Below are 12,520 nucleotides of genomic sequence, written 5' to 3'. Positions count from 1 at the left end.
CTACTTGCCCCAGTACCCGGACTTGCTGGGGAAACTGCCCTTCTTCCCACCATGGGCGGATTTGCCGGGGAACTGACCACCCTTGCTCCACTTGTTTGGTGGGTAGGCTGCCTTGTCGGGCAGTTGCCCCGTCTTGTCCATCTTGTCCATCTTGTCCATCTTGCCCGCATGGTCTGATGGCGAGGCCATGCCCTTGATGGCTTCCTTCTTCATGCCGGAATCCTGCGCCGCTGCGCCTTTTCCGGCCATGTTGTCAATGGCGAACACGGGTGTGGCCCATGCGAGCAGGCTCGCGATGCCGAGCCAGAGCAAGTGATGTTTTCTCATCGGAGTCTCCTTGTCGAGAGGGCACCCGGAGGCGGGGATCCAGAAGGCGTCTGGCAGATATCGAAAGAACGCCACCCACGTCCATGAGCCCTTGAGAGACTACCCCACACCAATCCCGGCGTCCACCCGCCGACCTGCGCAATGCCGTCCATCAAGCGAGGGAGCCCCGTGCAAGCCCCTGAGTCAGCGAAAAAAAACCCGGAGCGATGGCTCCGGGTTATTCCCTCGGGACAACGTCAGCCCTCTCAGGCGGTCACGCCCTTGGCTGCTTCAGCGTACTCCTCGATCTGGTCGAAGTTCATGTACTTGTAGATCGCCGCACCGTCCTTGTTCACGACGCTCATGGCCTCGTGGTATTCGGCCACGGTGGGGATGTGGCCCAGCTTGGAGGCGATGGCGGCGAGTTCGGCCGAGGCCAGAAAGACGTTGGTGTTCTTGCCCAGGCGGTTCGGGAAGTTGCGCGTGGAGGTCGACACCACGGTCGCGCCCTCACGGACCTGCGCCTGGTTGCCCATGCACAGCGAGCATCCCGGCATCTCGGTGCGCGCGCCGGCAGTCCCGAAGGCCGCGTAGTGCCCTTCCTTGATGAGCTCGCTCTCGTCCATCTTGGTCGGCGGCGCCACCCAGAGCTTGACCGGGATATCGCGCTGGCCGCCCAGCAGCTTGGCCGCGGCGCGGAAGTGGCCAATGTTGGTCATGCACGAGCCGATGAAGGCCTCGTCGATCTTGGTGCCCGCCACGTCCGACAGGGTCTTGGCGTCGTCTGGATCGTTCGGGCAGCACAGGATGGGTTCGTGGATGTCGGCCAGGTCGATCTCGATCACGGCAGCGTACTCGGCATCCTTGTCGGCTTCGAGCAGGCTCGGGTTGGCGAGCCAGGCTTCGACCTTCTGGATGCGACGCTCCAGCGTGCGCTTGTCGGCGTACCCATTGGCGATCATGTTCTTCATCAGCACGACGTTGCTGGTGAGGTACTCCTTGATCGGCTCAGGGTTGAGCTTGATGGTGCAGCCGGCGGCGGAGCGCTCGGCCGACGCATCGGAGAGCTCGAAGGCTTGCTCGACCTTCAGATCCGGCAGGCCCTCGATCTCCAGGATGCGGCCCGAGAAGATGTTCTTCTTGCCCGCCTTGGCCACCGTCAGCAAGCCCGCCTTGATCGCGTACAGCGGAATGGCGTGCACCAGGTCGCGCAGGGTCACGCCCGGCTGCATCTGGCCCTTGAAGCGCACCAGCACCGATTCGGGCATGTCCAGCGGCATCACGCCGGTGGCCGCACCGAAGGCCACCAGGCCCGAGCCGGCGGGGAAGCTGATGCCGATCGGGAAGCGGGTGTGCGAATCACCGCCGGTGCCCACGGTGTCGGGCAGCAGCAGGCGGTTGAGCCAGCTGTGGATCACGCCGTCGCCCGGGCGCAGGGCCACGCCACCGCGGTTGCTGATGAAAGCGGGCAGCTCACGGTGCGTCTTCACGTCCACCGGCTTGGGGTAAGCAGCGGTGTGGCAGAAGGACTGCATCACCATGTCGGCGCTGAAGCCCAGGCAGGCCAGATCTTTCAGCTCGTCGCGCGTCATCGGGCCGGTGGTGTCCTGGCTGCCGACGGTGGTCATCCGGGGCTCGCAATAGGTGCCGGGGCGCACGCCCTGGCCTTCGGGCAGGCCAACCGCGCGGCCCACCATCTTCTGCGCCAGCGTGAAACCCGCTTTGGACTCTGCGGGCGCCTGCGGCAGCCGGAACACCGTGCTCGAGGGCAGGCCCAGGAATTCGCGCGCCTTGGCGGTGAGCGAACGGCCGATGATGAGGTTGATGCGGCCGCCGGCGCGCACCTCGTCGAACAGCACGTCGCTCTTGAGCTTGAACTCGGCCACGGTGGCGCCGTTCTTCACAAGCTTGCCGTCGTAGGGCAGCACATCGATGACGTCACCCATTTCGAGCGCGCCCACGTCCACCTCGATCGGCAGCGAGCCGGAGTCTTCCTGCGTGTTGAAGAAGATCGGTGCGATCTTGCCACCCAGCGTGACGCCACCGAAGCGCTTGTTCGGCACGAAGGGGATGTCCTGGCCCGTGGCCCAGATTACCGAGTTGGTGGCGGACTTGCGCGAGGAACCGGTGCCGACCACGTCGCCCACGTAGGCGACCAGGTGGCCCTTTTTCTTCAGGTCCTCGATGAACTTCATCGGGCCGCGCTTGCCGTCTTCCTCGGGCTTGAAGGCCGCGCCCTCGCGGGTGTTCTTCAGCATGGCCAGGTAGTGCAGCGGGATGTCGGGGCGGCTCCACGCGTCGGGCGCGGGCGAGAGGTCGTCCGTGTTGGTCTCGCCGGGCACCTTGAACACGGTAACGGTGATCTTCTTCTCGACTTCGGGCCGGCTGGTGAACCACTCGGCGTCGGCCCAGCTCTGAATGACTTCTTTTGCCTTGGCGTTGCCGGCCTTGGCCTTTTCCGCCACGTCGTTGAAGAAGTCGAACATCAGCAGCGTCTTCTTCAGGCCTTCAGCAGCGACACCGGCCACCTCGGCGTCGTCGAGCAGTTCGATCAGCGGATGCACGTTGTAGCCGCCCACCATGGTGCCCAGCAGCTCGGTGGCCTTGGCCTTGGAGAGCAGACCCACCTTCACGTCGCCATGGGCCACGGCTGCGAGGAAGCTGGCCTTGACCTTGGCCGCGTCGTCCACGCCGGGCGGTACGCGGTGCGTGAGCAGATCGAGCAGGAAGGCGTCTTCACCGGCCGGCGGCGCCTTGATCAGCTCGATCAGGTCGGCCACCTGCTTCGCGTCCAGCGGCAGCGGCGGAATGCCCAGCGCGGCGCGTTCGGCGGCGTGGGCGCGGTAGTCGGTGAGGAAGGTGGACATGGTGTTCTCTCCAGAGGGATTTGAATGGCGTGGGGACAGAAATCGGATGGAATGGCGGGCAAGCAAACTCAATGCCGCATCGTGGCCGGCTCGGTAAACAGCGCACGCGCCGTCTCGGGCAACGGCAGGCCGGTCTGGTGCGCGCGCTCCAGCAACTGCCAGAAGTAGCGGTAACTCGCGCGGTCGTGCAGGCGGCCGTCGAACTGCACGGGTGCCCAGTCGGCTGCCATGGCGCGCTCGATCAATGTCGCGGCGATGTCGACCTCACGCGCCGAAGGTGCGAACGCCGACAGAATGGGACGGATCTGATCGGGGTGAATGCTCCACATGCGCGTGTAGCCGAGTTCCCGGGCGGCCTTCTTCGCAGCCGCTTGCAGCGCGCCGAGATCCTTGAACTCGGTCACCACACAATGCGACGGCACCTTGCCATGTGCATGGCATGCCGAAGCAATCTCCAGCTTGGCGCGCAGCACCAGAGGGTGTGAAAACTGGCCTGCAACGCTCATGCCGTCGGCGGGGATGGCTCCACCGTGCGCCGAGACAAAATCCATCAGGCCAAAGCTCAGACTCTGCACACGGGGATGGGCAGCGATGTCGAACACGCGGTGCACCGCGGCGGGGGATTCGATCAGGACATGCAGCGGCAGCGTGGCAGCCCCTGCGGCGTCCAGCGCCCGGACGGCGCGCTCCACATCGGCCACCGACTCGACCTTGGGCACCATCAGGTGCGTGAGCACGTGGCCGGCGCGGCCCGCGATGGTGGCCACGTCGCTCTCGAATGCGCCGTGGTCCACCGGATGCACGCGTGCCGCCACGCGCGCTCCAGGCGCAGCGTCCAGGGCAAGTTCGGTCACCAGCGCGGCGTGCTCCGCCTCGCCACCCACAGGGGCGCCGTCCTCGCAGTCCAGCGTCACGTCGAACACGCAGGTGCCGAACTCCTCGCCCATCTCGGCCTGCAGCGCCAGGCTCTTGCGCATGCGCGCATCCACCCCGCTGTAGTGGTCACAGACCGGCAGCGTGAACGCGCCGGCCTGGGCACCGAGCAGGATGGAACGCGGGTGGGTCACGTGGCGGTTACCAGCGGGTTACAGCAGGTGCTTGACGCCGTCCTGCTCGCCCTGCAGTTCAGCCAGGGTCTTGTTGATGCATTCCTGCGAGAAGGCATCGATTTCCAGGCCCTCGACCACCTTGTACTCGCCGTTCTCGCAGGTCACCGGGAAGCCGAACATGGTGTCCTTCGGGATGCCGTACCAGCCCTGCGAGGGAATGCCCATGGTCACCCACTCGCCCTTCGTGCCCAGTGCCCAGTCGCGCATATGGTCGATGGCGGCATTGGCGGCCGAGGCAGCCGAGCTCAGGCCACGCGCTTCGATGATGGCCGCGCCGCGCTTGCCGACGGTGGGCAGGAACACGTCCTTGTTCCAGGCCTGATCGTTGATCATGTCCTTGACCGATGCGCCGTCGATAGTGGCGAAACGGTAGTCGGCATACATCGTGGGCGAGTGGTTGCCCCACACGGCGAGCTTCTTGATGCTGGCGACGGCCTTGCCGGTCTTCGCTGCGATCTGCGATGCGGCGCGGTTGTGGTCCAGGCGCAGCATGGCGGTGAAGTTCTTCGCAGGCAGGTCGGGCGCGCTCTTCATGGCGATGTAGGCATTGGTGTTGGCAGGGTTGCCGACCACCAGCACCTTGACGTTGCGCGACGCCACGGCGTTGAGCGCCTTGCCCTGGGCAGTGAAAATGGCGCCGTTGATGGCGAGCAGCTCGGCGCGTTCCATGCCGGGGCCGCGCGGACGCGAGCCGACCAGCAACGCGTAGTCGGTGTCCTTGAACGCGGTCATCGGATCGCTGTGGGCTTCCATACCAGCCAGCAGCGGGAACGCGCAGTCGTCGATTTCCATCATCACGCCCTTGAGCGCCTTCTGCGCCTTCTCGTCCGGAATCTCCAGCAACTGCAGGATCACGGGCTGGTCCTTGCCGAGCATTTCGCCGGAGGCAATGCGAAACAGCAGGGCGTAACCGATCTGGCCAGCGGCGCCGGTGACGGCAACGCGAACGGGCTTCTTGTTCATGGTGAAAACTCCGGAAAAGGACGGTGGAAAGGGAGAAATGGATCAGGAATCGCCCAGGACATTGGCGGCGTCCAAGCCGCATCAATCGGCAGCCCGTGGGACCAAGATCAGCCCGCAAGTGTACTCTCGCAAACCCTGATACGTCAATTTGTCTTATGTCTTATATAAGATATGATTCGCATCGGCAACACCACCAGGCGAAGCCGAAAAAGCATGGCCACTTCACCCCCGAATCCCACCGACGCTTCCCCGGTCGAGACCGGAATGCCGGACGCCATCGCGCCGGCCTTCAGCCCGCTCTATCAGCAAATCAAGACACTGATCCTGCGCAGCCTGCAGGCGGGCGAATGGAAGCCTGGCGACATGATCCCCAGCGAGTTCGACCTCGCCGCGCGTTTCCGGGTCAGCCAGGGCACGGTGCGCAAGGCGATCGACGAACTCGCCACGGACAACCTGCTCGTTCGCCGCCAGGGCAAAGGCACCTTCGTGGCCACGCACGCCGAGGTGCATACGCAATACCGCTTCCTGCGCCTGTTGCCCGACACGGGCACTCTGGAAGACCAAGGCCGCGCGGAGCGTCGCATCGTGGAGTGCCGCCGCCTGCGCGCGCCGGCCGAAGTCGCACGCCAGCTCGGGTTGCGCACCGGCGACGCGGTGCTGCAAGTCAAGCGTGTGCTGGCCTTCACCGGCACACCCGCCATTGTCGAGGAGCTCTGGCTGCCCGGCGGTCCCTTCAAGGGTCTGACGCTCGAAGCCCTGTCTGGCGACAACGGCCCGATGTATGCGCTGTTCGAAACCCAGTTCGGCGTGCGCATGGTGCGTGCGCAGGAAAAGATCAAGGCCGTGAGCGCCGACGAGGATGCGGCCGCGCTGCTGGGTGTGCCGCCTGGCTATCCTTTGCTCAGCGTGGAACGGCTGGCCTACACCTACAACGACGAACCGATGGAGCTGCGGCGCGGGCTGTACCGCACCGACACCCGCCATTACCGCAATGAACTGAGCTGATGGCGAGCCGCAAACACCGCCGCCACGGCTTCAGCGTCCGAGCGTCAGGCTGCGGTATGGTGCGTTGCAATAGAATTTGACGCACCTTGGTAAAAGTTACCAACGCGTTACCAACCTTCCCCACGCCTCCCCACCGGAAGAAAGCCCCACCATGACCGAGTTGACCAAGAAGCGGCCCGAGTTCCGCAACATCAACGCCTTCAAGGATCTCACCACCTATCGACTGCCTCCGGCGGGTTGGGTGTCGATCCTGCACCGCGCCAGCGGTGGCCTGATGTTCGTCCTGTTGCCCCTGATCGTCTGGCTGTTCGACACCTCGGTGTCGTCCGAGATTTCCTTCGGCCGATTCACCTCGGCGTTTTCGTCGGGGCTGGGCTTCGTTCCGGCCTGGTTGTTCAAGCTGGTGGTGCTGGCCATCATCTGGGCCTACCTGCACCACCTCATCGCTGGCGTGCGCCACCTCTACATGGACGTCTGCCACGCCGTGAGCAAAGAGTTTGGCAAGTCGTCTGCCCTGTTCACCCTGATCACCAGCATCGCCCTCACCCTGCTGCTGGGCGCCAAGCTGTTCGGCATCTACTGAGCGACACCGCCCACCCGAGGATCACACAACATGTCTGCCAATTACGGTTCCAAGCGCGTCGTCACCGGCGCCCATTACGGCCTGCGCGACTGGCTCGCCCAGCGCATCACTGCCGCCATCATGGCCTTGTTCACCCTGATCGTGCTGGTGCAGGTGCTGTTCACCAGCGGCCCCATCGGCTACGAGGGCTGGGCCGGCATCTTCGCCGCCCAGTGGATGAAGGCGTTGACTTTCGCGGTCTTCCTCGCCTTGGCCTACCACGTGTGGGTCGGCATGCGCGACATCTGGATGGACTACGTCAAGCCCGCCGGTATCCGCCTCGTGCTGCACGTCTTCACCATCGTCTGGCTCCTGTCCTGCCTGGGCTGGGCTGTTCAAGTTCTCTGGAGGCTTTGAAGCCATGTCCGCATCCGCATCCCTTCCCAAGCGTCAGTTCGACGTCGTCATCGTCGGTGCTGGCGGCTCCGGCATGCGCGCCTCGCTGCAGCTCGCGCGCGCCGGCCTCAAGGTGGCCGTTCTCTCCAAGGTGTTCCCGACCCGCTCGCATACCGTCGCTGCACAAGGCGGCATTGGCGCCTCGCTCGGCAACATGAACGAGGACAACTGGCACTACCACTTCTACGACACCATCAAGGGCTCCGACTGGCTGGGCGACCAGGACGCGATCGAATTCATGTGCCGCGAAGCGCCCAAGGTCGTGTACGAGCTCGAGCACTTCGGCATGCCGTTCGACCGCAACCCCGACGGCACGATCTACCAGCGCCCCTTCGGCGGTCACACCGCCAACTACGGCGAGAAGCCGGTGCAGCGCGCCTGCGCCGCAGCCGACCGCACGGGCCATGCCATGCTGCACACGCTGTACCAGCAGAACGTGCAGGCGCGCACGACCTTCTTCGTCGAATGGATGGCGCTGGACCTGATCCGCGACGCCAGCGGCGACGTCGTCGGCGTGACCGCGCTGGAGATGGAAACCGGCGAAACCTACATCCTGGAAGCCAAGACCACACTGCTGGCCACCGGCGGCGCCGGCCGCATCTTCGCCGCCTCCACCAACGCGTTCATCAACACCGGCGACGGACTGGGCATGGCGGCGCGCGCCGGCATCCCGCTGCAGGACATGGAGTTCTGGCAGTTCCACCCCACCGGCGTGGCCGGCGCGGGCGTCCTGCTCACCGAGGGCTGTCGCGGTGAAGGCGCGATCCTGCTCAACAGCGAAGGCGAGCGCTTCATGGAACGCTACGCGCCCACGTTGAAGGACCTGGCACCGCGCGACTTCGTCAGCCGCTGTATGGACCAGGAAATCAAGGAAGGCCGTGGCTGTGGTCCCAACAAGGACTACGTGCTGCTCAAGCTGGACCACCTGGGCGCCGAGACCATCCACAAGCGCCTGCCCTCGGTGTACGAAATCGGCGTGAACTTCGCCAACGTCGACATCACGCGTGAGCCTATCCCCGTAGTGCCTACCATCCACTACCAGATGGGCGGCATCCCGACCAACATCCATGGCCAGGTCGTCACCCCGGACGGCCAGGGCACGCAAAAGGTGGTGAACGGCCTATACGCGGTGGGCGAGTGTTCCTGCGTGAGCGTGCACGGTGCCAACCGTCTGGGCACCAACTCGCTGCTGGACCTGCTGGTGTTCGGCCGCGCTGCCGGCAACCACATCGTGCAGTTCAACGACAAGAACAAGGCCCACAAGCCCCTGCCCGCTGACGCGGCCGACAAGACGCTGGCGCGCCTGGCACGCCTGGACAGCAGCACCGGCGGCGAATACGCGCAAGACGTGGCCAACGACCTGCGCGCGGCCATGCAGCAGCACGCCGGCGTGTTCCGCACCCAGGCCAGCATGGACGAAGGCGTGGCCAAGATCAACGCCATGCGTGCGCGTGTCGGCAACATCGCGCTCAAGGACAAGTCCAAGGTGTTCAACACCGCGCGCATCGAGGCGCTTGAGGTGGAAAACCTGATGGAATGCGCCCAGGCCACCATGACCTCGGCCGCGGCGCGCCGCGAGTGCCGGGGCGCCCACACTGTCAACGACTACGAGCGCCCGGCCGACGACGCGCAGTTCCCGCTGGGCCGCAACGACGCAGAGTGGATGAAGCACACGCTGTGGCACAGCGCCGACAACAGCCTGACCTACAAACCCGTCAACCTCAAGCCCCTGACCGTGGAGTCGGTGCCGCCCAAAGTGCGCACCTTCTGACATCACGCGAACCCACGACGCCCGGAGAAGAACACACCATGGCCTCACGCACCTTCAAGATCTACCGCTACGACCCGGAAAAGGACGCCAAGCCCTACATGCAGACCATCCAGGTTGAACTGGATGGCCACGAACGCATGCTGCTGGACGCGCTGATGAAGCTCAAGGCGGTCGACCCCTCGATCTCGTTTCGCCGCTCCTGCCGTGAGGGCGTGTGCGGCTCGGACGCCATGAACATCAACGGCAAGAATGGCCTGGCCTGCCTGACCAACATGAACACGCTCAAGGGCGACATCGTGTTGAAGCCCCTGCCCGGCCTGCCGGTGGTGCGTGACCTCATCGTGGACATGACGCTGTTCTTCAAGCAGTACAACAGCATCAAGCCCTACCTGATCAACGAGACCGTCGCACCCGAAAAGGAGCGCCTGCAAAGCCCTGAGGAACGCGAGGAGCTCAACGGCCTGTACGAGTGCATCCTGTGCGCGAGCTGTTCCACGAGCTGCCCGAGCTTCTGGTGGAACCCGGACAAATTCGTCGGCCCGGCCGGCCTGCTGCAGGCCTACCGCTTCATCGCCGACAGCCGCGACCAGGCCACCAGCGAACGACTGGACAACCTGGAAGACCCGTACCGCCTGTTCCGCTGCCACACCATCATGAACTGCGTGGACGTCTGCCCCAAGGGTCTGAACCCCACAAAGGCCATTGGCAAAATCAAGGAAATGATGGTGATGCGCTCAGTCTGAGCGCGCGCCCCTGAATCCCATGACCGACACTTTCCTGCAAGACGAATTGCTCGACGAGCGTGCGCTGAGCAAGCTGCGCTGGCGGTGTCGCCGTGGACTGCTCGAGAACGATCTGTTCATCGAGCGCTTCTTCGCCAGGCATGAATCTGGCTTAACAGTGCGCCAAGCCGATGCTCTCGGGGCCTTGATGGACTTGTCCGACAACGACCTGCTGGATCTGCTGCTCTGCCGAAAGCCGCTCCCAGGCGATCTTGAACGCGCTGACGTGACGCAAGTGCTTGCACTGCTGCGCGCCCTGCGACCTCTCCCTTCATCCGAGGAACCTGCATGAAACTCGTAGACAACAAAGCCACCCTGTCGTTCTCCAATGGCAGCCCCAGCGTGGAACTGCCGGTGTACGCCGGCAACATCGGCCCGGACGTGATCGACATCCGCAAGCTTTACGCGCAAACGGGTATGTTCACGTACGACCCTGGCTTCCTGTCCACGGCTTCGTGCCAGTCCGCCATCACCTACATCGATGGCGACAAGGGCGAACTGCTGTACCGCGGCTATCCCATCGAACAACTGGCCACGAAGTGCGACTACCTCGACACGTGCTACCTGCTGCTCAACGGTGAACTGCCTGACGAAAAGCAGCGCGGCGATTTCCACAAGCTTGTGACCAACCACACCATGGTCAACGAGCAGATGCAGTTTTTCTTGCGGGGTTTCCGCCGCGACGCACACCCGATGGCGATCCTGACCGGCCTGGTGGGCGGCATGTCGGCCTTCTATCACGACAGCACCGACATCAATAACCCGGAACACCGCGAGATCGCGGCGATCCGGTTGATCGCCAAGATGCCCACGCTGGTGGCCCTGGCCTACAAGTACAAGATGGGCCAGCCCTACATGTACCCGCAAAACAGCCTGTCCTACGCCGGTAACTTCATGCGCATGATGTTCGGCACGCCGTGCGAGGACTACGTGGTCAACCCGGTGCTCGAACGCGCGCTGGACCGCATCTTCATCCTGCACGCCGACCACGAACAGAACGCCTCCACCTCGACCGTGCGCCTGTGCGCCTCGTCGGGCACCAACCCGTTCGCCGCCATCGCGGCGGGCGTGGCCTGCCTCTGGGGGCCGGCCCACGGCGGCGCCAACGAAGCCTGTTTGAACATGCTGGAAGACATCCAGCGCAGCGGTGGCGTCTCCAAGGTCGGCGAGTTCATGGAGAAGGTCAAGGACAAGAACTCCGGCGTCAAGCTCATGGGCTTCGGCCACCGCGTGTACAAGAACTACGACCCGCGCGCCAAGCTCATGCAGGAAACCTGCAACGAAGTGCTGCAGGAACTGGGTCTGGAAAATGACCCACTGTTCAAGCTCGCCAAGGAGCTGGAAAAGATCGCCCTGGAAGACGAGTACTTCGTCTCGCGCAAGCTCTATCCGAACGTGGACTTCTACTCTGGCATCGTGCAGCGCGCCATCGGCATTCCTGTCAACCTGTTCACTGGCATCTTCGCGCTGGCCCGCACGGTGGGATGGATCGCGCAGCTCAACGAGATGATCGGCGATCCCGAGTACAAGATCGGCCGTCCGCGCCAGCTCTTCGCCGGCTCGCCGCGCCGCGACATCAAGTAACCGGCGTTCTGCGCCGCGTTGCCCATGAGCCCGCCACCGCGCGGGCTTTTTTGTGAGCGGTCCTCGCGCGACGGCAGCATGGCCATCTCGTTTGGCGATGGCACAGGGTCTCTGGCAGTGGGAGAATCCCTGCTCGACATCTCGCATCGAGAGGCCAGAACCCATGCTCTCCGAACGCAATTTCGCTCGCCAGATCGACCTCACCTCGCTGCAGCTCTTCGTGGCCGTGTGCGAGTTGGGCAGCATCGGGCGGGCGGCAGAGCGGGAATTCATTGCCGCCTCGGCCATCAGCAAGCGCCTCTCCGACCTGGAGGCGGCGCTGGGCACGGCGCTGCTGCACCGCCATGCGAGGGGCGTGCGGCTGACGGTTGCGGGCGAAGGTCTGTTGCACCACGCGCGCGCGGTGCTGTTCGGGCTGGAGAAGATGCAGCTGGAACTGGCCGAATACGCTGACGGGGTGCGAGGCCATGTGCGCGTGCACGCCAGCATCTCGGCCATCGTGCAGTTTCTGCCCGAAGACCTGGGTGTCTTCGCCCGACTGCATCCGCAAATCAAGATCGATCTGGAGGAGCACCTCAGCGCCGAGGTGCTGCGCGCCGTGCAGGAGGGCGCCGCCGACCTGGGCCTGTGCAATGGCGCCACCGGCGCGGGGAACCTCCAAACCCTGCCCTACCGGCGCGACAGCCTGGTGCTGGTCGTGCCCCGAGGCCACCCACTGGCAGAAGGCGGGCCGACTGCGTTCGAGAACTCGCTCTCCTTCGACCACGTGGGTCTGCACGCCAACAGCTCCATCTACCTCGCAACCCACCAGGCTGCGGTGCGGGCTGGCACCACGGTTCGCGTGCGCATCCGCGTCACAGGCCTGGACGCGATGTGCCGCATGATCACCAACGGACTGGGCGTTGGCGTGATGCCCGAGCGAGCGTTTGAGCTGCTGCATGCCGGCGATGCCCTGCACGCAGTGCCGCTGACCGACGCCTGGGCCCAGCGCCAACTGGTGCTGGTGGCCCGCGATTTCTCCAGCCTGCCGGCCACCGCACGCCTGCTGGTCGATCACCTGAGCGCCGCCGACATGCGTCAGGCCGCCTAAAATCAACCCTCCACGAGAAGACTGC

General features: G+C 64.6%; 12 protein-coding genes. 8 read left to right on the top strand and 4 right to left on the bottom strand.

All coding sequences use genetic code 11. The features are described 5' to 3' along the window. From AB7P10_RS06135 to AB7P10_RS06120, 4 genes are all read right to left on the bottom strand, one after another. Positions 1–327 carry a hypothetical protein gene (locus AB7P10_RS06135; protein WP_428292950.1) on the bottom strand — a complete coding sequence of 109 codons (327 nt, stop codon included), beginning with the start codon at positions 325–327 and terminating at the stop codon, positions 1–3. Between the two features lie 245 nt (positions 328–572). Further along, complete coding sequence (gene acnB / locus AB7P10_RS06130) at positions 573–3,173, bottom strand: bifunctional aconitate hydratase 2/2-methylisocitrate dehydratase (RefSeq protein WP_428292949.1); 2,601 nt, start codon at positions 3,171–3,173, stop codon at positions 573–575. 68 nt (positions 3,174–3,241) lie between these two features. Further along, the gene (locus AB7P10_RS06125; protein ID WP_428292948.1) at positions 3,242–4,240 is read right to left on the bottom strand and encodes an HpcH/HpaI aldolase/citrate lyase family protein; all 999 of its coding nucleotides are present in this window, start codon (positions 4,238–4,240) and stop codon (positions 3,242–3,244) included. 18 nt (positions 4,241–4,258) lie between these two features. Next, complete coding sequence (locus tag AB7P10_RS06120; RefSeq protein WP_428292947.1) at positions 4,259–5,245, bottom strand: malate dehydrogenase; 987 nt, start codon at positions 5,243–5,245, stop codon at positions 4,259–4,261. A 264-nt stretch (positions 5,246–5,509) separates the two neighbouring features. On the opposite strand from AB7P10_RS06120, the gene AB7P10_RS06115 reads away from it, so the two are divergent. From AB7P10_RS06115 to AB7P10_RS06080, 8 genes are all read left to right on the top strand, one after another. After that, positions 5,510–6,250: a GntR family transcriptional regulator gene (locus tag AB7P10_RS06115; protein ID WP_428293093.1), complete on the top strand. Its 741-nt coding sequence runs from the start codon at positions 5,510–5,512 to the stop codon at positions 6,248–6,250. A 151-nt stretch (positions 6,251–6,401) separates the two neighbouring features. After that, a complete protein-coding gene (gene sdhC / locus AB7P10_RS06110) occupies positions 6,402–6,833 on the top strand; it encodes a succinate dehydrogenase, cytochrome b556 subunit (RefSeq protein WP_428292946.1) in 432 nt (143 codons plus the stop codon). A gap of 30 nt (positions 6,834–6,863) precedes the next feature. Then, positions 6,864–7,229, top strand: a complete 366-nt coding sequence (gene sdhD, locus AB7P10_RS06105; RefSeq protein WP_428292945.1) for a succinate dehydrogenase, hydrophobic membrane anchor protein — start codon at positions 6,864–6,866, stop codon at positions 7,227–7,229. 4 nt (positions 7,230–7,233) lie between these two features. After that, complete coding sequence (gene sdhA / locus AB7P10_RS06100; RefSeq protein ID WP_428292944.1) at positions 7,234–9,039, top strand: succinate dehydrogenase flavoprotein subunit; 1,806 nt, start codon at positions 7,234–7,236, stop codon at positions 9,037–9,039. A gap of 38 nt (positions 9,040–9,077) precedes the next feature. After that, complete coding sequence (locus tag AB7P10_RS06095) at positions 9,078–9,782, top strand: succinate dehydrogenase iron-sulfur subunit (protein ID WP_428292943.1); 705 nt, start codon at positions 9,078–9,080, stop codon at positions 9,780–9,782. Positions 9,783–9,801: 19 nt separating this feature from the next. Continuing rightward, complete coding sequence (locus tag AB7P10_RS06090) at positions 9,802–10,113, top strand: succinate dehydrogenase assembly factor 2 (RefSeq protein WP_428292942.1); 312 nt, start codon at positions 9,802–9,804, stop codon at positions 10,111–10,113. Continuing rightward, positions 10,110–11,405, top strand: a complete 1,296-nt coding sequence (locus AB7P10_RS06085; RefSeq protein WP_428292941.1) for a citrate synthase — start codon at positions 10,110–10,112, stop codon at positions 11,403–11,405. The genes AB7P10_RS06090 and AB7P10_RS06085 overlap by 4 nt, the downstream gene beginning before the upstream one ends. A 163-nt stretch (positions 11,406–11,568) precedes the next feature. Continuing rightward, positions 11,569–12,495 (top strand): LysR family transcriptional regulator, encoded by a 927-nt coding sequence (locus AB7P10_RS06080; protein ID WP_428292940.1) that lies wholly within the window; start codon positions 11,569–11,571, stop codon positions 12,493–12,495. Positions 12,496–12,520 lie beyond the last annotated feature (25 nt).

The sequence above is a fragment of the Hydrogenophaga sp. genome, from assembly GCF_050182545.1.
Taxonomy (GTDB): Bacteria; Pseudomonadota; Gammaproteobacteria; order Burkholderiales; family Burkholderiaceae_C; genus Hydrogenophaga.
This window is presented reverse-complemented; position numbering and strand designations above follow the sequence as displayed.